General features: G+C 72.3%; 20 protein-coding genes. 13 read left to right on the top strand and 7 right to left on the bottom strand.

Going from position 1 to position 19,533, the window contains the following annotated elements:
- Positions 1–42: 42 nt before the first annotated feature.
- The 6 genes from ACGFI8_RS39540 to ACGFI8_RS39515 all read left to right on the top strand — a co-directional run bounded on the left by ACGFI8_RS39540 (position 43) and on the right by ACGFI8_RS39515 (position 8,790).
- Positions 43–2,007, top strand: coding sequence for a cellulase family glycosylhydrolase (locus ACGFI8_RS39540; protein WP_392812562.1), 1,965 nt, complete (start codon positions 43–45; stop codon positions 2,005–2,007).
- A 27-nt stretch (positions 2,008–2,034) separates the two neighbouring features.
- Positions 2,035–3,318: an ABC transporter substrate-binding protein gene (locus ACGFI8_RS39535; protein WP_392812560.1), complete on the top strand. Its 1,284-nt coding sequence runs from the start codon at positions 2,035–2,037 to the stop codon at positions 3,316–3,318.
- Complete coding sequence (locus ACGFI8_RS39530) at positions 3,315–4,208, top strand: carbohydrate ABC transporter permease (protein ID WP_392812558.1); 894 nt, start codon at positions 3,315–3,317, stop codon at positions 4,206–4,208. The genes ACGFI8_RS39535 and ACGFI8_RS39530 overlap by 4 nt, the downstream gene beginning before the upstream one ends.
- Positions 4,205–5,011, top strand: a complete 807-nt coding sequence (locus ACGFI8_RS39525) for a carbohydrate ABC transporter permease (protein ID WP_392812555.1) — start codon at positions 4,205–4,207, stop codon at positions 5,009–5,011. The genes ACGFI8_RS39530 and ACGFI8_RS39525 overlap by 4 nt, the downstream gene beginning before the upstream one ends.
- 54 nt (positions 5,012–5,065) lie before the next feature.
- Positions 5,066–6,124, top strand: coding sequence for a LacI family DNA-binding transcriptional regulator (locus ACGFI8_RS39520; RefSeq protein WP_392812552.1), 1,059 nt, complete (start codon positions 5,066–5,068; stop codon positions 6,122–6,124).
- A gap of 215 nt (positions 6,125–6,339) precedes the next feature.
- The gene (locus ACGFI8_RS39515; protein WP_392812551.1) at positions 6,340–8,790 is read left to right on the top strand and encodes a glycoside hydrolase family 2 protein; all 2,451 of its coding nucleotides are present in this window, start codon (positions 6,340–6,342) and stop codon (positions 8,788–8,790) included.
- 37 nt (positions 8,791–8,827) lie between these two features.
- On the opposite strand, the gene ACGFI8_RS39510 is transcribed toward ACGFI8_RS39515, so the two are convergent.
- From ACGFI8_RS39510 to ACGFI8_RS39495, 4 genes are read right to left on the bottom strand one after another with little or no spacing between them, the layout of a single operon-like run.
- On the bottom strand, positions 8,828–9,445 hold the full coding sequence (locus tag ACGFI8_RS39510; protein WP_392812550.1) for an L-threonylcarbamoyladenylate synthase: 618 nt from the start codon (positions 9,443–9,445) through the stop codon (positions 8,828–8,830).
- Positions 9,446–9,493: 48 nt separating this feature from the next.
- Complete coding sequence (locus ACGFI8_RS39505) at positions 9,494–10,384, bottom strand: hypothetical protein (RefSeq protein WP_392812549.1); 891 nt, start codon at positions 10,382–10,384, stop codon at positions 9,494–9,496.
- A gap of 18 nt (positions 10,385–10,402) precedes the next feature.
- Positions 10,403–11,242 (bottom strand): hypothetical protein, encoded by an 840-nt coding sequence (locus ACGFI8_RS39500; RefSeq protein ID WP_392812547.1) that lies wholly within the window; start codon positions 11,240–11,242, stop codon positions 10,403–10,405.
- Positions 11,242–11,643, bottom strand: coding sequence for a DUF4247 domain-containing protein (locus ACGFI8_RS39495; protein WP_392812546.1), 402 nt, complete (start codon positions 11,641–11,643; stop codon positions 11,242–11,244). Before ACGFI8_RS39495 ends, ACGFI8_RS39500 begins: the two co-directional genes overlap by 1 nt.
- Positions 11,644–11,826: 183 nt before the next feature.
- On the opposite strand from ACGFI8_RS39495, the gene ACGFI8_RS39490 reads away from it, so the two are divergent.
- The gene (locus ACGFI8_RS39490) at positions 11,827–12,162 is read left to right on the top strand and encodes a YciI family protein (protein ID WP_392812544.1); all 336 of its coding nucleotides are present in this window, start codon (positions 11,827–11,829) and stop codon (positions 12,160–12,162) included.
- A 122-nt stretch (positions 12,163–12,284) separates the two neighbouring features.
- The gene (locus ACGFI8_RS39485; RefSeq protein WP_392812672.1) at positions 12,285–13,472 is read left to right on the top strand and encodes an RNA polymerase sigma factor; all 1,188 of its coding nucleotides are present in this window, start codon (positions 12,285–12,287) and stop codon (positions 13,470–13,472) included.
- 112 nt (positions 13,473–13,584) lie between these two features.
- On the opposite strand, the gene ACGFI8_RS39480 is transcribed toward ACGFI8_RS39485, so the two are convergent.
- Positions 13,585–14,190, bottom strand: a complete 606-nt coding sequence (locus ACGFI8_RS39480; protein WP_392812542.1) for an MBL fold metallo-hydrolase — start codon at positions 14,188–14,190, stop codon at positions 13,585–13,587.
- Between the two features lie 90 nt (positions 14,191–14,280).
- Here ACGFI8_RS39480 and ACGFI8_RS39475 point away from each other — a divergent pair, with 90 nt between their 5' ends.
- From ACGFI8_RS39475 to ACGFI8_RS39465, 3 genes are all read left to right on the top strand, one after another.
- Entirely contained in the window at positions 14,281–14,703 is a 423-nt protein-coding gene (locus ACGFI8_RS39475) for a hypothetical protein (RefSeq protein ID WP_392812540.1), read from the top strand.
- Positions 14,704–14,772: 69 nt separating this feature from the next.
- Entirely contained in the window at positions 14,773–15,183 is a 411-nt protein-coding gene (locus tag ACGFI8_RS39470; protein WP_392812670.1) for a PLD nuclease N-terminal domain-containing protein, read from the top strand.
- Between the two features lie 122 nt (positions 15,184–15,305).
- Positions 15,306–15,731, top strand: a complete 426-nt coding sequence (locus ACGFI8_RS39465) for a hypothetical protein (protein ID WP_392812539.1) — start codon at positions 15,306–15,308, stop codon at positions 15,729–15,731.
- 85 nt (positions 15,732–15,816) lie between these two features.
- Here the strand turns inward: ACGFI8_RS39465 and ACGFI8_RS39460 are convergent, their stop codons facing one another.
- Positions 15,817–16,710 (bottom strand): dihydrodipicolinate synthase family protein, encoded by an 894-nt coding sequence (locus ACGFI8_RS39460; protein WP_392812537.1) that lies wholly within the window; start codon positions 16,708–16,710, stop codon positions 15,817–15,819.
- Between the two features lie 70 nt (positions 16,711–16,780).
- On the opposite strand from ACGFI8_RS39460, the gene ACGFI8_RS39455 reads away from it, so the two are divergent.
- A complete protein-coding gene (locus ACGFI8_RS39455) occupies positions 16,781–17,656 on the top strand; it encodes a LysR family transcriptional regulator (protein ID WP_392812535.1) in 876 nt (291 codons plus the stop codon).
- Between the two features lie 31 nt (positions 17,657–17,687).
- Here ACGFI8_RS39455 and ACGFI8_RS39450 read toward each other — a convergent pair whose 3' ends face one another.
- Positions 17,688–18,593, bottom strand: coding sequence for a phosphotransferase family protein (locus ACGFI8_RS39450; protein ID WP_392812533.1), 906 nt, complete (start codon positions 18,591–18,593; stop codon positions 17,688–17,690).
- Positions 18,594–18,959: 366 nt separating this feature from the next.
- Between ACGFI8_RS39450 and ACGFI8_RS39445 the strand changes: the two genes are divergently transcribed.
- Entirely contained in the window at positions 18,960–19,385 is a 426-nt protein-coding gene (locus ACGFI8_RS39445) for a hypothetical protein (protein WP_392812532.1), read from the top strand.
- Positions 19,386–19,533: the final 148 nt, after the last annotated feature.

The raw sequence follows: 19,533 nt of genomic DNA, 5'->3' as shown, positions 1-19,533 counted from the left end.
CTCGGCGTGGGCGTCCGCCCTCCCCGCCAAGGAAGGCCACCGATGTACAAGAGAATGCTCGCGCGGGCCTTGAGCGCGATCGCCGCCGTCGCGGTCGTCGCCGCCGGTGGCACCGCGTCGGCCGCGGAGCGCGGCACCGGGTTCGTCGGCCGGCAGGGCTCGGACCTGCGCCTCGACGGCCGCACGTTCCGCTTCGCCGGCTCCAACAACTACTACCTGATGTACAGCTCCCGCGCGATGGTCGACGACGTGCTCGGCGACGCCGCCGCGGCCGGCTTCGACGTCCTGCGCACGTGGGGGTTCCTCGAGACCCAGCAGAACGGCGTCTCCCTGCAGTACTGGGGTGGCACGAGGCCCGCGTACAACGACGGCCCCGACGGGCTGCAGCGCCTCGACTACGTGCTCAAGGCGGCCCGCGACCGGGGCATCCGGCTGGTCATCCCGCTGACGAACAACTGGAGCGACTTCGGCGGCATGGACCAGTACGTGCGCTGGCGGGTCTCCCAGACGCAGGCCGAAGGCCACCACGACGACTTCTACACCGACCCGGTGATCCGCGGCTGGTTCAAGGACTGGATCGGCCACGTGCTGAACCGCACCAACAGCCTCACCGGCGTGAAGTACAAGGACGACCCGACCGTCATGGCCTGGGAGCTGGCCAACGAGCCGCGCTGCGGCGGCTCCGGGGCGCTGCCACGCTCGGGCTGCACCGAGCGGACGCTGCTGGGCTGGGCCGACGACGTGAGCCGGTACATCCACGGCGTCGACCGCCACCACCTCGTCGGCGTCGGCGACGAGGGCTTCCTGTGCAGCGACCGCACCAGCGGCGACTGGACCGTCAACTGCGCCGACGGCGTCGACTCGGCGGCCCTGGCCGCGCTGCCGGGCGTCGATCTCATGTCCTTCCATCTGTACCCCGACGGCTGGGGCAAGGACGCCGCGTGGGGCACGCAGTGGATCCGCACCCACGTGCAGATCGCCGACCGGATCCGCAAGCCCGTGATGCTGGGCGAGTTCGGGTACAAGGACAAGGCGACCCGCAACGTGGTGTACAAGGCGTGGACCGACGAGGCGGTGCGCTCCGGCATCGACGGGTTCCTCTACTGGATCCTCTCCGGCGCGCAGGACGACGGGACGAACTACCCCGATTACGACGGGTTCACGGTGTACTGCCCGAGCCCCGTCTGCACCACCATCGCCAACGCCGGCGACGAGCTGCGCCACGGGCAGCGCTCGCGCCCGCCCGTCGCCGACGACGACGCCGCCCAGACGCTGCGCGACGAGCCGGTGACCCTGACGCCGGCGGCGAACGACATCGCCTACCGCACGAAGGTCCGCCCGTCGACGATCGACCTCGACCCGGCCACGGCCGGGCAGCAGACGACGGCGGCCGGGCCCGGCGGCACCTTCACGCTGAACACCGCCACCGGTGTCGTCACGTTCACGCCGGCGGCCGGGTTCCAGGGCCGGGCGAGCGCGGCGTACACCATCCGCGACGAGGCCGGCCGCACCTCCAACGTGGCGCGGCTGGACGTCACCGTGCGCCCGCGCCCCGGCGACCCGCTCGTGCTGTCGTCGTTCGAGGACGGCACCGACGGCTGGGCGCCCGGCAACTGGCAGGCCAACGCCGGCACCGTCGCGCAGACCGGCGACTTCCACCCGCAGGGCGCCTCCGGCCTGCGGATCGCCACCGCCGATGGGGGCTGGTTCGGCGTCTCGCCGCTGCCGGAGAAGGCGGACCTGTCCGGCAAGGGCTCGCTGAAGTACGAGATCCGCACCGGCTCCTCGGCGGGCACGTCGACCAGCGTGGCGGTGCAGACCGGCGACGCCTGGACCTGGTGCCAGTCCAGCTGGGGCTGGGTCGACGCCGGCACCACGACCACCGTCTCGATCGACCTGACCACCGCGATGTCCTGCGACGCCGCGGCGCTGAGCGACGTGCACGCCGTCTGGGTGTGGTTCTCCGGCGGCGGCACCTTCGACGTCGACTACCTGCGGGCTGAGTAAACACACACGGAAGGCGGTACCGCCCACATGAAGAAACCAGTCATCGGGCTGCTGGCGATGAGCCTGGCCCTCGGGGGCCTCGCCGGCTGCGGCGGGGGCGACAGCGGCGGCGACGGGAAGATCGCCGGCGAGATCACGGTCCTGACCCAGCGCACCGACATCGTCAGCACCGTGTTCCAGGACTACAAGAAGAAGTTCGAGGCGAAGTATCCGGGCACCAGCGTCAAGTTCGAGGCGATCACGGACTACGAGGGCGAGGTCCGGGTCCGGATGAACACCAAGAACTACGGCGACGTGCTGCTCATCCCCAACTCCGTCAACGCCGACCAGCTGGCCTCGTTCTTCGAGCCGCTCGGCACGGTCGACGAGCTCAAGGACAAGTACCGGTTCGTGCGCACCGAGCAGATGTACAACGGCAAGGTGTACGGGCTGGCGATCACCGGCAACGCGCAGGGGTACGTGTTCAACAAGAAGGTCTGGGCGCAGGCGGGGATCACCGAGGCGCCGAAGACGCCCGAGGAGTTCCTGGCCGCGCTCAAGGCGATCAAGGAGAAGACGAGCGCGATCCCGCTGTACACCAACTACAAGGACGGCTGGCCGCTGGGCCAGTGGGAGGGCGCCCGCGGCGCGGTGAGCGGCGACCCCGACGCGGTGACGAAGCTGGGCAAGGACGACGCGCCGTGGAGCCCGGGCAAGGAGCAGTACATCATCGACTCGCTGCTCTACGACGCGGTCAAGGGCGGCTACACGGAGCCGGACCCGGCGACGACCAACTGGGAGCAGTCCAAGGGCCTGCTCGGCACCGGCAAGATCGCCACGATGATGCTGGGCTCCTGGTCCATCGTGCAGATGCAGGAGGCCGCGACGAACAAGGACGACATCGGCTACTGGCCCTTCCCCAACCAGGTGGGCGGCAAGTTCTACACCGTCGTCGGCGGCGACTACAAGAACGCGATCAACGTCAACTCGAAGAACAAGGCGACCGCCCGCGCCTGGATCGACTGGTTCACCGACGAGTCGAACTACGCGACGGACCAGGGCGGCGTGGCGACGTTCAAGAACGCGTCGATGCCCGCGACCCTCGCCGACCTGACCGCGGCGAAGACCGAGTTCATCGAGCTCAACCCGGCACCGAAGGGCGAGGAGGGCCTCGCCGACAAGATCGGCAACGCGGCCGAGATCGCGCTGTTCGACGGCAAGTACCGCCAGGGCATCGTCGACGCGGCGCGCGGGGCGAAGAACGAGTCGAAAGACCAGATCTTCGCCGACCTGAACAAGAAGTGGTCCCAAGCGCGGGCCAAGCTCAAGTGATCGACGTTCGGCCGCGCCGGCACTCCCGGCGCGGCCCGCTCACGCCGTACGCCTTCCTCGTCGCGCCGCTGGCCTTCCTGGTCGTGTTCACGTACATCCCGGTCGCGAACATGTTCTGGTACAGCGTGACGTCGTGGGACGGGCTCAGCCCGTCGAAGGAGTTCGTGGGGCTGGACAACTACGTCGAGATCTTCACCCGCCCCGAGCTCTTCGGCGTGCTCAAGGTCAGCCTGTACTACATCGGCGGGTCGGTGGTCCAGATCGCCCTGGCCCTGTACTTCGCCACCGTCCTGAGCTTCGACACCCGGTTCCGGAACCTGTTCAAGGGCGTCATCTTCTTCCCGTACCTCATCAACGGCGTCGCCATCGGCATGATCTTCCTGTTCTTCTTCCAGCCCGGCGGCACCCTCGACGCCGCACTCGGCAGCGTCGGCCTGGGCGGGCTCAAGCAGCAGTGGCTCGGCGACCCCGACGTGGTCAACTACTCCCTCGCCGGCACGTCCGTCTGGCGGTACCTCGGCCTGAACTTCGTGCTGTTCCTGGGCGCCATCCAGTCGATCCCGGCGCACCTCTACGAGGCCGCCGAGCTCGACGGCGCCGGCCGCTGGGCGCAGTTCCGGTACATCATCCTGCCCGGCATCCGCCCCGTCGTCGGCCTGTCGTTCATTCTGGCGGTCTCGGGCTCGCTGTCCGTCTTCGAGATCCCGTTCATCATGACCCGCGGCGCCAACGAGAGCGAAACCTTCGTCATCCAGACCGTCGACATGGCCTTCAAGTACTACAAGCTCGGCCTCGCCTCGGCCATGGCCGTCATTCTGCTCTGCATCATCCTGCTCGTGACCTGGATCCAGCGACGGGTCGCCCCCGACGAGAAGGTGACCCTGTCGTGAGACCGCTCAAGTACCTCACCCTCGTCGGCGCCACCCTCGTGGTCCTGCTCCCGCCCCTCGTGCTGGTCTTCGCCTCGCTCAAGACCCACCAGGAGTTCGCCACCACCGGCCCGTTCGACCTGCCGCACCACTTCGACCTCGACAACTACGTCACCGCGTTCACCAAGGGCAACATGTTGCGCGGGTTCGCCAACACCGCGGTCATCCTCGCCGTGTCCCTCACCGGCACGGTCGTCATCGGCTCGATGGCCGCCTACGCCATCGACCGCTTCGAGTTTCGCCTCCGCGCCGTCGTCATCGCGCTGTTCATGCTGGCCACCCTCGTGCCCGGCGTGACCACGCAGGTCGCCACCTTCAAGGTCGTCGACACCCTGGGCCTCTACGACACCCGCTGGTCGGCCGTCGCCCTCTTCCTCGGCACCGACATCATCGCCATCTACATCTTCCGCCAGTTCCTGCGCGGCATACCGACCGAGCTCGACGAGGCCGCGGCGCTGGAGGGCGCCGGCCCGTTCACCATTTACAGCCGCATCATCCTGCCGCTGCTCAAGCCCGCGATCGCCACCGTCGTGATCATCAAGGGCATCGCCATCTACAACGAGTTCTACATCCCGTTCCTCTACATGCCCTCGCAGGACCTCGGGGTCATCTCGACGTCGCTGTTCCGCTTCAAGGGCCCGTTCGGCGCCCAGTGGGAGGTCATCTCCGCCGGCGTTATCCTGGTCATCATTCCCACCCTCATCGTCTTTCTCGCGTTGCAGCGCTTCATCTACAACGGCTTCACCGCCGGGGCGACCAAGTAGAGCGGTCCTGTACTGTCGCGACGTTGAGGGCGGAGGGCGAGTCGGGAGCACGAGGTGGCCGCAGCATCCGGTGACCAGCACGCACGGGTCACGATCCGTCAGGTGGCGGTGCACGCCGGGGTCTCCGAGGCCGCCGTGTCCTACGCGCTCAACGGCCGCCCCGGCGTGTCCGAGCAGACCCGCGCGAGGGTCCTGGCCGCCGCGCGCGAGCTGGGCTGGGCGCCGAACATCGCGGCGCGCTCGCTCGGCACCGCCCGCGCCAACGCGGTCGGCATGGTGCTGGTCCGCCCGCCGCGGGTCATGGTCGTGGACTCGTTCTTCACCCAGATGCTCAGCGGCGTCGAGGCCGAGCTCAACCGCAACGACGTGGCGCTCGTCCTGCACCTGGTCGACGATTTCGCCGAGACCATCGACGTGTATCGCCGCTGGTACGCGGGCCGCCACGTCGATGGCGTGATCCTCACCGACCTCCGCCACGGCGACCCCCGCCCCGCCGCGCTGCGCGAGATCGGCCTGCCGGCCGCGGTCATCGGCGGCGGCTCCGAGGGCTTCGACCTGTCCGGCCTGAGCTCCGTGGACGCCGACGTCACGGGCACGGCCCAGGGCATCATGAGCTACCTGCGCGCCCTGCGCCACCGCGACATCGCCCGGGTGGCCGGCCCGCAGGAGCTGCTGCACACGACGAAGCGCGACGCGGCGTACCAGGCGGCCGTGGACTCCTTGGGCGAGATCCGCTACCGGTCGATCGACACCAACTACAGCGCCGCCGACGGCATGCGCGCGACCCGCGAACTGCTCAGCCTGGCCGAACCCCCCACGGCCCTGGTCTTCGACAACGACGTGATGGCCGCGGCATCGTTGAAAGTCGCTCATGAGATGGGCCTGTCCGTGCCCGGCGACTTCTCGGTCGTCGCCTGGGACGACTCCGACCTGTGCCAGATCACGGTCCCGGAGATCACCGCGGTCGTCCAGGTCCCGGCCCTGCAGGCGGAACTCACCGCGCGGGCCCTGGTGACCACCCTCACCAGCGGCGGCGAGACGCATCTGACGCTCCCACCGGGCACGCTGACCGCCCGCCAGTCCACGCGCCCACCTCGCCCGCGCCACCCCTGACCCACTGCATTGCGGCGGAGTGCTCACGCGCGGGCAGGGTGGCCGCGACAATGGACCGTGGCGGCGGTGGTTCGGACCTTTGATCGGGTGCGCGGACCCGCCCGCCGAAGCGATGAACCTGCGGCGTGTTGACACCGCTTCGCGGCCCGCCCTAGTGTTCAAATCCCATCTACTTATCCGGTTCAGTCCGGCGGGCACCTGCACGGGAGCGACACATGCATGTTCTGCGTCCCCTCCACAGCGGCTGGAGCGTACGTGCCGCGGAGCCGGCCGCCGAGGTCGTCGCCGGGCGGGAGTTCCCCGCCACCGTGCCGGGGTGCGTCCACACCGACCTGCTCGCCGCCGGGGCCGTCCCGGACCCGTTCCTCGACGACAACGAGACGCGGCTGCACTGGATCGGGCGCACCGCATGGTGGTACGAGACGACGTTCGACGCGGACGGGCTCGACGGCGACCGGGTGGACCTCGTCGCCGACGGGCTCGACACGGTCGCCACCGTCGTGCTCAACGGCGTCGAGGTCGGGCGGACGGCGAACATGCACCGCGGGTACCGCTTCGACGTGACGGCGCTGCTGCGCCCGGCCGGGAACGAGCTCGCCGTGCGGTTCGACTCGGCGTACGGGTACGCGGAGCGCGTCCGGGACGAGGTCGGGGCGCGGCCGAACGCGTACGATGAACCGTTTCAGTACATCCGGAAGATGGCCTGCAACTTCGGCTGGGACTGGGGGCCGACCGTCGTCACGGCGGGGATCTGGCGGCCGATCGGGCTGCACGCCTGGTCGCAGGCGCGACTCGCCGAGGTCCGGCCCGTCGTGACCGTGTCCGGGGACACCGGCCGGGTCGAGCTGCACGTCGTGCTCGAGCGCGCCACCGACGCGCCGGCGACGGTCGCCGTCGTCGTCGACGGCCGCGAGGCGACCGTCGACGTGCCGGCGGGCGCGACCCGGGCCACCGTGCCGGTCGAGGTGCCCGACGTGCGGCGGTGGTGGCCGCGCGGATACGGCGACCCGCACCGGTACGAGGTCGAGGTCACCCTGCGTGCCGCCGACGGGACGGCGCTGGACACCTGGCGGCGGATGATCGGGTTCCGGAGCGTGGAGCTGGACACCACCCGCGACGAGGACGGCAGCCGGTTCGTGCTCAAGGTCAACGCAACGCCGGTGTTCGTGCGCGGGGTCAACTGGATCCCCGACGACGCGTTCGTCACCCGCGTCGACCGCGGCCGCTACGCCGAGCGCATCGGCCAGGCCGTCGCCGCCGGCGTCAACTACCTGCGCATCTGGGGCGGCGGGCGGTACGAGAGCGACGACCTCTACGACCTGGCCGACGAGCTCGGCGTGCTCGTCGGCCAGGACTTCCCCTTCGCCTGCGCCGCCTACCCCGAGGAGGAGCCCCTCGCCACCGAGGTCGCCGCCGAGGCGCGCGAGCAGGTCGTCCGGCTCATGCCGCACCCCAGCCTGGTCATGTGGGTCGGCAACAACGAGAACATCTGGGGCTACCACGACTGGGGCTGGCGGGAGGAGCTGGCCGGGCGCACCTGGGGCGAGGGCTACTACCTGCACCTCCTGCCGCGGATCGTGGCCGAGCTGGACCCGACCCGGCCGTACTGGCCCGGCAGCCCGTACTCCGGCGACCCCGCCCTGCACCCCAACGACCCCGCGCACGGCACGACGCACATCTGGGACGTGTGGAACACGCACGACTACCGCCACTACGGCACGTACCGGCCCCGGTTCGCCGCGGAGTTCGGCTTCCAGGCGCCCCCGGTGTACGCCACGCTGCGCCGCGCCGTCGGCGACGATCCGCTCACCCCGGAGTCCCCCGGCGTGCTGCACCACCAGAAGGCCACCGGCGGCAACGACAAGCTCGCCCGCGGTCTGCGCGGACACTTCCCCGCCCCGGCCACCTTCGACGACTGGCACTGGGCCACGCAGCTCAACCAGGCCCGCGCCATCGCCTACGGCATCGAGCACTTCCGCTCGCTCAAGCCGCTGTGCATGGGCACCATCATGTGGCAGCTCAACGACAACTGGCCGGTCACCTCGTGGTCGACGATCGACGGCGACGGCCGGCGCAAGCCGCTGTGGTACGCGCTGCGCCGCGCGTACGCCGAACGGCTCGTCACCATCCAGCCCCGCGACGGCGTGCCCGCGCTCGTCGCCGTCAACGACACCCCGGCGCCGTGGCGGGCCGGGCTGGAGGTGCGGCGGGTGTCGTTCGACGGCGGCGCCCGGGCCAAGGCGACGGTGTCCGTGGAGGTGCCGGCGCTGTCCGCGGTGACGGTACCCCTGCCGCCCGACGTCGCGACGCCGGACAACGGCGCGGCCGAACTGATCGTCGCCGACGGCGACGGCGGGCGCGCCGTGTGGTTCTTCGCCGAGGACGTCGACCTGGCCTACCCGCGCCCGGTCGTCGACGTGGTCGCGCGGCCGGTCCACGACCTCCAAGGCGGTGTCGACCTGGAGATCACGGCCCGGACGCTGGTGCGCGACCTGGCGGTGTTCCCGGACCGCCTGGACCCGGCCGCGACCGTGGACGACCTGCTGATCACCCTGCTGCCGGGCGAGTCGGTGACGCTGCGCGTCCACGGCGCCGCCGAAGCCGACCCGGCCGCGTGGTCGTCGGCCCCGGTGCTCCGCAGCGCGAACGACCTCGTCGTCCGCTGACCGGCACCGCGGCAGGCGTCGGGGAGGCCGTTCCCGCTCACTCGAAGCGGCTGGGGTCTCCCGCGCCGACGCGGAGGATCTCCGGCTCGTCGTCGGACAGGTCGACCACGGTGGTCGGCTCGGTGCCGCACTCGCCGTCGATGACCGCGTCGAGCTGGTGGTCGAGCGTCTCCTTGATCTCCCAGCCCTGCGTCATCGGCTCGTCCTGCCCGGGCAGCAGCAGCGTGCTGGACAGCAGCGGCTCCCCCAGCTCGGCCAGCAGCGCCTGCGTCACCGTGTGCTGCGGGATGCGCACGCCGACGGTGCGCTTCTTCGGGTGCAGCAGTCGCCGCGGCACCTCCGGGCTGGCCGGCAGGATGAACGTGTAGCTGCCCGGCGTCGCCGCCTTGACCAGCCGGAACACCGCGTTGGAGATCTGCACGAACTGCCCGAGCTGCGCGAAGTCGCGGCACATGAGCGTGAAGTGGTGCCGGTCGTCCAGCCGGCGGACCTCCCGGATGCGCTCCAGTCCGGGGCGGCTGCCGAGCTGGCAGCCGAGCGCGTAGCAGGAGTCGGTCGGGTAGGCGACCAGGCCGTCCTCGCGCAGCAGCGCCACGATCTGCTGGAGCAGCCGGGGCTGCGGGTTGTCTGGGTGCACGTCGAAGTACCTCGCCACAGGCAAAGCCTACGGAGTGGTGGATGGAGCACACGCAGCGAGGGGCGATTACGGTGAGTATCGCGGCGGCGCGCCCGGTTCATGCGGATTGAGCCGCCGCCAGACCACGACGACGAACGCGGTGAGCAGCCCAAGCATCACGATCCGCAGCGAGGTGAACATGGCGGTGGTGTGGTTGGCCGTGAGCGCCTCGGCCACGAACGCCGTCCGGTCGGCGGGCCCGGTCTCGTCCCGCGCCGCGTCCGCGAACAGGTACAGGACAAGCGGCACGAGCGCGAGCCGCCAGCCGAGGTAGGTCCAGTGCCGCAGCACCGCCCGCCGGTCGCGCCCCTGCCGGTCGGCGACCCGCCCGACGATCCCGAACCAGACGGCGAACATCAGCAGCGTCACCCACAGCGCGACGGTTACCGCCCCGGCCACCCGGTCGACGAGCTCGAACACCGCCACGGCCGAGGGCCGGTCGATGGAGGCGGGCTCGGTGGCGTACCGTCGCAGGACCTCGTCCTCCCGCCGCAGCACGAGCACGTCGACGACGAGCAGCACCGCGTGCAGGGTGGTGACGGCGACGAACAGCCAGGTGTACACGCGCACCCCGGCCGGCGGCCGGTCCTCGATCTCCTCGATCTCCTCCGCGACGCCGTCCGGTTCGCCGGTGCCCGGGCCGGTCGTTGTGCGGCCGGCGGCTCCGGTCGCCGCGCCGACCCGTTCGTCCGGCCACCGCGGCAGGGCCACATCGGGCAGATCCGGCAGCCACGGGCCGCCCACATCGGGCTCGTCCGCCTCCGCCGGCGTCCGGTCCGACGCCCGCCGCGGGCCGCCGCCGTCCGCCCCGCCGACGAGCGCGGCCACGAACGCCGCGGACGGCACCCCGCCGTGCCGGATGCAGAGGAAAGTCCCGCCGGTGTCGTGTCCGGGAGCACCACACGTCACACAAGGCATCGACACAAGATCGTTAGTCTAGTCGCCGCGACCGCTCCGCCGCCTGCCCCGGAACGGCCGATCCACCCGGCTGTTCGGATCGGATTCACCGCGCCGACCCGTCGAGTTCCCCCGCCGGTCCACCCCGCTCCCCGGCTTCTTCTTGGGCTTCGCCTTGGGCTTCGCCGGTTTTTCGGGGTCGTCCAGGTTGCGCGCGACGACCAGGCCGAGGACCACGGTGCCGGCCGCGGCCAGCAGCAACGAGCCGCTGATGACCAGCAGCACCCAGCGGTCCCGCAGGAAGTCGCTGCCGCCCTCCGCGACCGGCAGCGGGGTGCCGGTCGCGCTCGGCTGCGGCACCGCGCCCTCGGCCACCCCGGCCTCCAGCGCCAGCAGCGGCAGCGCCTCGGCGGCGTCGAGGATCGCCGCCGCCGGGTCGTCCAGCAGCCGGTTGGTGCCGGCACCGAGCCGCTCCAGGCCCGCCGCATCGATCCGGGCCGCGTTCCCGGCGCTGCTGACGATGGTGTACTGCGCGTAGTCCTCCGACTCGCTGCCGTCCGGGTAGTTGTGGTACGCCCCGCGGACCTCGACGTACTTGGGGCACTGTTCGGGGCTGTCGGTCACCCGCACGCCGACGCCGAGGTTGGAGCCGGAGCTCACCGGCGTGGTCGAGTCCAGCAGCTGCCAGCCGTAGCAGATGCCGTGCGCGGCCGAGGCGCGGGCGAGGCCGGCCGCGACGCTCTGCGCGTCGGCCTGGTCGACGGCGACGGCGTCGCCGGAGTCCCGCGACGAGCAGTACGCGGCCACGCACAGCATCACCACGACGACGATGCCGACCCAGATCGCGTCGATCAGTTTCCGCGGGATCCCGCCGGCCATCAGCCGCTGCTCCCGTCGCCGCGCCCGACCCAGCCGCTGCCGCCGAGCGTGCCGGAGTAGCGGCGGTACGCGGTCCGCAGCGCCTCCACCAGGATCAGCGTGCCGGTGCCGTCGGGCTTGAGCACGACGGAGTCGTTGGAGTACCGCAGGTAGACGCCGGAGCCGTCGACGTGGCGGCCGGCGGGCGACCAGGCCCGGGAGATCTCGTCCGCGACCCGGCTCGGGGGCTTGGTGCTCACGTAGGCGCGCGCCTCGGCGCCGATGTCGCGCGACGCCGCCCGCTGGTAGTGGCCGGCCACGTAGGAGCGCGGCGAGAAGCTCCCGGAGCAGGTCGCGATGCCGCCGATGATGAGGCCGACCGTGGCCAGGCAGGCGGCCACGAGGTAGCAGATGCGGCTCATGGAATCGTCGGTCCGGTCACGCGGGGGTCCTTCGGGGCGGGGGACAGGCCGATCAATGTAACAAGGCCTCCGAGTGCACCGGCCCTACTTTGTCGGGCAATGGACCGCGCTGCGGTGAGCGCTGTCCGGATCCGGCGGACCCGTTCGTCACTAGGGTTGAGTCCATCAGCAGAGGAGAGCCTGATGAAGTACCTGATGTTCGTCTGCAGTGACCCGGAGCCCGACACCGACAAGACCGACGAGCCGGACATCGAGGTCTGGGTGGCGGAGAACGACGCGGCGGGCCGCCGGGTGCGCGGCGCGGTGCTGGCCCCGCCCTCGGCGGCCACCACGGTCCGCGTCCGCAACGGCGAGCTGCTGGTCACCGACGGCCCGTTCGCCGAGACCAAGGAGGTCATCGTCGGCTTCGACCTGCTCGAGTGCGCCGACCTCGACGAGGCGATCGCGGTCGCCCGCGCCCACCCGATGGCCCGCGACGGCCGCCTGGAGATCCGCCCCTTCGCCGACTTCGAGCAGTGACCTCCCGCGCGCACGGTGTGACCTCGCCCGCCCCGGACGCGGCCCCGGCCGCGCCCGGGACCGGGGCGGCCTCGGCCACCGCTGCGGCCGTCTCCGCCGCGGCGGCTGAGGCGTACCCGCGCATCGTCGGCGCCCTGATCCGCATCACCGGGGACTGGGACCTGGCCGAGGACTGCGCCCAGGAGGCCCTGGCCACGGCGCTGCAGCGGTGGCCGTCGGCGGGCGTCCCCGACAACCCGGCGGCGTGGCTGATGACCGCGGCCCGCAACCGCGCGATCGACGTCCTGCGCCGCGCCACGGTCGAGCGCACCAAGCTGCGCGAGCTGGCCGTGCTGGAGCGGGGCGACCCGGCCCCGCCGGAGCCCGGCGGCTTCCCCGACGACCGGCTGCGGCTCATCTTCACCTGCTGCCACCCGGCCCTGCCGCTGGAGGCGCGCGTCGCGCTGACCCTGCGCACCATCTGCGGCGTGCGCACGGCCGACATCGCCCGGGCGTTCCTGGTCGGCGAGGCCACCATGACCAGGCGCCTGACCCGCGCGAAGACGAAGATCGCCCAGGCCGGCATCCCGTACCGCGTCCCCGAGGGTCCCGCCCTGCCCGAGCGCCTGCCGGGCGTGCTCGGCGTGCTGTACCTGCTGTTCACGACGGGGTACAACGCCGACGGCTCCCCCGCCTTCGCCGACGAGGCGATCCGCCTGGCCCGCCTGCTGGCCGACCTGCTGCCCACCCTGCGGCCGCGGCCCGACTCCTCGGAGATCTCGGGCCTGCTCGCGCTGTTCCTCTTCCAGCACTCCCGGCGCGACGCGCGGCGCGACGACGACGGGCGGCTGCGCACCCTGGAGCAGCAGGACCGCTCGCGCTGGGACCGCGCGGCGATCGCGGAGGGCGTCGCGATCCTCGCCGCCCTGGACGCGGACCCGGCCCACCGCAACGACCCGTACGCGCTGCAGGCCCGCATCGCCGCCTGCCACGCCACCGCCGACTCCGTCGCCGCGACCGACTGGCCGCGCATCGCGCACTGCTACGACGAACTGTGGCTCCGGCAGCCGACGCCGGTGATCGCGCTCAACCGCGCGGTGGCGCACGGCTACGCCCACGGCCCGCGCGCCGGCCTCGCCCTGCTCGCCGAGGCCCGATCCGGTGGCGCGCTCGACGACTACCCGCTGGCGCTCGCCGCCGAGGCCGACCTGACCTCACGGGCCGGCGACCGGGAGCGCGCCGCCGACCTGTTCCGCCGCGCCGCGGACCTGGCACACAGCCCGGCCGAACGCGACGCCCTGCTGGAGCGCGCCGCCGAGAACGCGCCCTGACCCGTCCCGGCAGGGCGCCGCCGGTCAGACCACGGCCCTCGGCGGCGGCGAACGCCGACTGAACCGGCCCGGCCGCGCGGCCGACAAGCCAACGCCGCGGGGGGCTGCGGCCCTACTCGATTGAGCCGGCCTCGGCGCCGATCGTGGTGTCCGGGCCGTGGCCGGTGTGCACGACCGTCTCCGGCGGCAGGGTCAGCAGGCGCTCGCGGATCGAGCGCAGGATCGTCGGGCGGTCCGAGAATGATCGGCCGGTCGCGCCCGGGCCGCCCGCGAACAGCGTGTCGCCGGAGAACACCACGCCCAGCTCCGGCGCGTGCAGGCAGACCGCGCCCGGGCTGTGCCCCGGAGTGTGCAGCACGCGCAACTCGGCACCGGCTACCCCGATCGTTTGACTGTCGGTAAGGTGCGTGTTCGGTTCGAGATCGGGGTGCCTCATGTGCCACAGCGGCAGATCGTCCGGATGGAGCAGGATCGGCGCGCCGGTGCGCAGCGCCACCTCGGGCGCGGCATCGATGTGGTCGTCGTGACCATGGGTGCACACGATGGCAACGGCGCGGCGGCCGCCGAGCGCCTCCAGGATCGCCCCGGCGTCGTGCGCGGCGTCGATGACGAGCGCCTCAGCGTCGTCCCCGACGATCCAGACATTGTTGTCGACGTCAAAGGTCTCACCGTCGAGCGAGAACGTGCCCGACGTGACCAACCGCTCGATGCGCACCATGGGTTCAAAGCCTATTCGGTACCGGGCGGGCCGGCCCACCAACGGCCGACGCGCCGCGACGACGTGCGGGTCGGCCCGTATGCCTACCGCGTGTTGCGCCCGGCCCGCCCGCTGCGCGGCGCCGTGCTCACCCGGGCGCAGGAGCTCATCGTCACCCGCCGCGACGGGCTGCGCATGCTCGCCCTGGCCGAGCTCGTCGGCGACCGCACCCTGGTCGCGTTCCCGCTGCGCGACGAGAAGGGCATCCCGTACGACCTGGTCCTCGCCGACGAGTCGCTGGGCTTCCCGGCCGCTCGGTGGTCGGACGTCCGGCAGCGCCTCGGCGCGGGCCGGCCGGAACCACACGGCGCGCGTACGCCGTCGGCGCCACCGCCGAAGCGCCGCCCCGAGGTCCGCTCGGAGTCGACCCGGCACGCACTGCTGATCTCGGGCGACGCCCACCGCACCGACCTGGACCGCCTGCGCCGCGGCGAGCTCGACCTCGGGTACCTGCGGATCCGCCTCACCTCCTGAGCGCGACCCCCCGCCCGGTGGTCGCGCCGGCCGGTCGGGGGGCGGACAGCGGCCGCCGGTTCCGGCATGATGTCCCGCGTGATTCGCCTCTATGGATTGCTGTTCTTTATCGACCTCATCATGCTCGTGGTCGCGCTGATCGACTGTCTGTCGACGGACGAATACCAGGTGCGCAACCTGCCGAAGGTCGCCTGGGTCTTCATCATCCTGCTCTTCTCGCCGGTGGGCTGGATTCTCTGGTTCGTGGCCGGCCGCCCCCAGCAGGCCCGCGCCGGCGCCGGCGCGCAGTGGCGCTCCGGCAACGGGTTCCCGGAGGACCAACGCCCGAGCCGCCGGCAAGTGGCCCCGGACGACGACCCCGCCTTCCTGCGTGAGCTGGCCCGCAACCGCCGCGCCGACGAGGAGATGTTCTCCAAGTGGGAGGCCGACCTGCGCCGGCGCGAGGAGGAGCTGCGCCGCCGAGAGGACAAGGACGAATAGGCCGCGACCGGGCCGCGAGCACGGCGCCGGGGCTGGCACGTTCTCGGGATTCAACCGCCCGCCGGGCCGCCTAACGTTCTTGTCAACGGCAACACAGCCTTCCAAGACCAGGGGGAAACGACATGAGCGACATCGACACCGGCGGGTACGACGGCGGCCACGACGTCGACTACGGCCACTACGAGGCCGGCCAGGAGCACGACGCCCTCGACCAGCTGCACCAGGCCCACGGTCACGAGGCCGACTACGGCAGCCAGTTCGGGCAGTACGAGCAGGACCACCACGCCGCCGAGTCCACGGACTTCTCGCAGGGCCACCACGTCGAGTACGACCAGCCGGCCGCCGTGCACTACGAGGCCGACGACTACACCAACTACAGCCACAACGCCGAGGTCGACGACCACGTCTTCGCCGCCGAGGGCAGCGAGCACGCCCACCAGGCCGACTTCTCCCAGCTCGACGCCCTGCAGCACCGCTTCGACGCCGCCTTCGCCGAGGGCACCCAGTTCCACGGCGGCGAGGGCCACCTCGGCATCGCCTCCAGCTGAGCGGCCTCCAGCCCGTCACACCTGCCCCTGGCTCAAGGCCGGTCACCCCACCCGGTGGCCGGCCTTCGCCATGCCCGCTCCCCCGCTACGGCAACGCCGGCGCGGCGGCACGCGCGGTGTCGCTCGCCGGGAGCAGCGCCAGCGCGGCGTCGCGGGCCGCGTCGCTCGCCGGGAGTAGCGGGAGCCGTACCGACGGCGTGGCAATGCGACCCTGCGCGTGCAGCACCGCCTTCACCACCGCCGGGTTGGGCTCGGCGAACAGGGCCGCCGACAGCGCGGCCAGGCCGGGCCCGAACCTGCGGGCCGTGACCACGTCACCGGCCCGCCACGCCTCGTACAGCGACACGTACGACGCCGTCGCCACGTGCGCCGAGGCCAGGATGCCGCCGTTCGCGCCGAGGGCCAGCAGCGGGGAGATCACCGCGTCGTCGCCGCCGAGGACCGCGAAGCCCGGCGGCACCGCGGCCAGGAACGCGAGCGTGTCGCGGGAGACCGCGCCGTCGGCGAGCTTCATGCCCACCACGTTGGGGATGGACGCGAGCTCCAGCAGGGCGGGCGGCGAGAGGAGCTGACCCGTGCGGTACGGGATGTGATAGATCACCACCGGCACCGGTGACGCCGCCGCGACCGCCCGGAAGTGGGCGACCACGCCGGCCTCGCCGGGGCGGGTGTACGGCGGCACGACCACCATCGCCGCGACGCCCGGCGGCAGCGCGGCGACTTCGGCGGCGCACTCCGCGGTCGAGCTGCCGCCCACGCCGACGAGCAGCGGCGCGCCCAGCGCCCGGCACGCCGACACGATCTCGCCGCGCTCGGCCGCGCTCAGCGTCGCGTGTTCGCCGGTCGTGCCGAGCGCCACCAGGCCGGCCGCGCCCTCGGCCAGCACCGATTCCCCCAGCGTGCGCAGCGCCGTCGTGTCCACGGCGCCGGACGGGTCGAAGGGGGTCACGAGCGGTACGAAAATCCCGGAAAGGTCCACGTCCTCAGCCTGGGTCTCCCCGAGCGCCAAATCCAGTTCACAATCGCACCGTCGAGCGTAAGCTCTGCTGATGCTCGACGTCCGGAGGCTGCGCCTGCTGCGCGACCTCGCCCAGCACGGCACGATCGCGGCGGTCGCGGCCGCGCACACCTACACGCCCTCGGCGGTATCGCAGCAGCTCGCGGCGCTGGAGCGGGAGGCCGGCGTGGCCCTGCTGGAGCGGACCGGGCGGCGGGTCGCGCTCACCCCGGCCGGCCGCACGCTCGTCGCGCACGCCGAGGAGGTGCTCGCCGCGCTCGAACGGGCCGGCGCCGCGCTCGCCGCCAGCCGCGCCGGCCTGTCCGGCCCGCTGCGCATCGGCGCGTTCCCGACCGCGATGCGCACCCTGCTGCCGCCGGCCCTGGTGGCGCTCGGCGACGCGCACCCCGCGCTCGAGCTGACCGTGCAGGAGCTGGACCCGGCGGTCGTACCGCGGCTGCTGCGCGACGGCACCCTGGACGTGGCCCTGGTGCACGACTACGACCTGGTGCCCATCGAGCCCGATCCGGCCCTGCGGACCGCGCCCCTGCTCGACGAGACGATCTTCATCGCCGCGACCGGCCCGCGGCGGCTGGCGCAGTGCCGCGACGAGCCGTGGATCCTCGCCAGCCAGGGCACGCTGTGTCACACGATGACGGTCCGGGCGTGCGAGGCCGCCGGGTTCACCCCGCGCGTACGCCACCACGCCGACGACTTCGTCACCGTCCTCACGTTCGTCGCCGCCGGCCAGGGCGTCGCGCTGGTGCCGGAGCTCGCCGCGACCGACGTGCCCGGCGGCGTGGTCCTCACGCCCCTGCCGACCCGCCGCCGCACCCGGCTGGCGTTCCGCGCGGGCGCGGCGCGCCACCCCGCGGTCGCGGCCTTCGCCCGCACGCTCGGCATCGACCTGGACGACCACGCAGCGTGACCACTCGGCCGGCACAGCCGTCCCGGGGTGGTCAGCGCGCGCCGAGCCGCTCGCGCAGCCACGGGATCATCACGTCGGCCTGGTCCTGCTGAAACCGGCGCAGCGTCGGCAGGCCGGGCGGGGCGGGCCGCCGCGCCCGGTCGGTGAACATGCCGGCCAGGCCGGCCACGCAGCCGGTGACGTCGTCGGGGTCGGCGTTCACCACGTCGTCGCAGAGGTGCCCGCCGTACAGCCGGACATTGAGGATGAGCGCCAGCGTGTCGTACCAGGCCGGCCCCGCGCACCCGAACGGCCAGTCGATCACCACCACCGACCCGTCGGGCCGGATCAGCATGTTGTCGGCCCGCAGGTCGCCGTGCACGAGCCGGTCGCCGTCCAGCGCGGCCAGCCCCCGCTCGGCGAGCTCGACCAGCAGGTCGAGGTGGCCGGCGACCCACGGGTCGAGCCGCTCGGGCGGGTCGGCCGCGATCTGCCGCCACCCGCCGAAGTCCTCGCGGGCCTCGTCCCGCAGCGAGGGCAGCCCCGCGACGGGCACCGCGAGCCGCCGCAGCGCCTCGAGCGCGCCCGCGACCTCGCCGTCCTCCCAGGGTGTGCGCGGGTGCCGCCCGACGACGTCCTCGAAGACCAGCGCCACCCAGTCCCCGTCGTCGTGCACCCCGAGCAGCCGCGGCGCCGGTACCCCGCCCGGCAGCGCCGCCGCGACCCGGGCCTCGGCCCGGTGCATGGCCGGACTCTGGGCGTTGAGCACGCTCCCGACGGCCTTGACGAACGCCCGCCGCCCGTCGGCGGTACGCACCCGATCGGCGGTGCCGGGCGAGAACCCACCCGCCTGCGAAACCGCCTCGACGACCTCGTCCCCGAGCACGCCGGCGACCCCGTCCCGCACGCTGCCGGGCAGATCACCCCACCCGATGCGTACCCCAGAAGCCTGCACCATCGGCCGATCCTCCCGGCCCCGGCAGTGCCCTGTCCACCGATATGCGCGCGGGCGAACGGGCTCATCCGAAAGCCGGAAAACTGTCATACCCACCCGCTACTCTGACCTCACCAAGGAATCCGGAGCCGCCGATGCCAGACGGCAGCTCCCCACACAGTGAACGCGGTCCTCAACCCACCGCGATGCACGCGGCGCGGGCCAGACGGCGGCCACGTCGGCGGTCAATTTCGCGCAGCCACGGCGCGGCCGGTGCGGCGCGCGACCTGCGCGAAGCTCGTAACAGCACGTTCGGATGATTCCGTAAAGTCACACAGACCGTAACGTCGATTACATCGCACTCCGTAAGCGAACCGAGGGGAACACTCCATGAGCGACATCGACACCGGCGGGTACGACGGCGGCCACGACGTCGACTACGGCCACCACGAGGCGGGTCAGGAGCACGACGCCCTTGACCAGCTGCACCAGGCCCATGGCTCGGAGGCGGACTACGGCAGCCAGTTCGGTCAGTACGAGCAGGACCACCACTCCGCGGAGTCGACGGACTTCTCGCAGGGTCACCACGTCGAGTACGACGCGCCGGCCGCCGTGCACTACGAGTCGGACGACTTCACGAACTACAGCCACGACGCGCAGGTCGACGACCACGTGTTCGCGGCCGAGGGCAGCGAGCACGCCCACCAGGCCGAGTTCGGCGAGCTCGACGCCCTGCAGCAGCGCTTCGACGCCGCGTTCACCGAGGGCACCGAGTTCCACGGCGGCGAGGGCCACCTCGGCGTCGCCTCCAGCTGAACCACCGCGACCCACTGAACCACCGCGACCCACTGAACCACCGCGAGCCACTGAGTGAGCGTCCGGGAACTCGGCAGGCGCATGGTCACAAGGCGATGAAGCACGGCGTGTAGTGGCTCGGCATGAAGCGAGCTCCTGGTAGATCGGC

Source organism: Dactylosporangium sp. NPDC048998 (genome assembly GCF_043197855.1).
GTDB lineage: Bacteria > Actinomycetota > Actinomycetes > Mycobacteriales > Micromonosporaceae > Dactylosporangium.
Note: the sequence above shows the minus strand (reverse complement) of the source record. Positions and strands in the feature narration are given on the sequence as shown.

Coding starts and splice junctions, on each gene's coding strand:
- ACGFI8_RS39540 (WP_392812562.1), top strand. CDS start 43: ATGTACAAGAGAATGCTCGCGCGGGCCTTGAGCGCGATCGCCGCCGTC.
- ACGFI8_RS39535 (WP_392812560.1), top strand. CDS start 2,035: ATGAAGAAACCAGTCATCGGGCTGCTGGCGATGAGCCTGGCCCTCGGG.
- ACGFI8_RS39515 (WP_392812551.1), top strand. CDS start 6,340: ATGCATGTTCTGCGTCCCCTCCACAGCGGCTGGAGCGTACGTGCCGCG.
- ACGFI8_RS39505 (WP_392812549.1), bottom strand. CDS start 10,384: ATGCCTTGTGTGACGTGTGGTGCTCCCGGACACGACACCGGCGGGACT.
- ACGFI8_RS39500 (WP_392812547.1), bottom strand. CDS start 11,242: ATGGCCGGCGGGATCCCGCGGAAACTGATCGACGCGATCTGGGTCGGC.
- ACGFI8_RS39495 (WP_392812546.1), bottom strand. CDS start 11,643: ATGAGCCGCATCTGCTACCTCGTGGCCGCCTGCCTGGCCACGGTCGGC.
- ACGFI8_RS39490 (WP_392812544.1), top strand. CDS start 11,827: ATGAAGTACCTGATGTTCGTCTGCAGTGACCCGGAGCCCGACACCGAC.
- ACGFI8_RS39480 (WP_392812542.1), bottom strand. CDS start 14,190: ATGGTGCGCATCGAGCGGTTGGTCACGTCGGGCACGTTCTCGCTCGAC.
- ACGFI8_RS39470 (WP_392812670.1), top strand. CDS start 14,773: ATGTCCCGCGTGATTCGCCTCTATGGATTGCTGTTCTTTATCGACCTC.
- ACGFI8_RS39465 (WP_392812539.1), top strand. CDS start 15,306: ATGAGCGACATCGACACCGGCGGGTACGACGGCGGCCACGACGTCGAC.
- ACGFI8_RS39455 (WP_392812535.1), top strand. CDS start 16,781: ATGCTCGACGTCCGGAGGCTGCGCCTGCTGCGCGACCTCGCCCAGCAC.
- ACGFI8_RS39450 (WP_392812533.1), bottom strand. CDS start 18,593: ATGGTGCAGGCTTCTGGGGTACGCATCGGGTGGGGTGATCTGCCCGGC.
- ACGFI8_RS39445 (WP_392812532.1), top strand. CDS start 18,960: ATGAGCGACATCGACACCGGCGGGTACGACGGCGGCCACGACGTCGAC.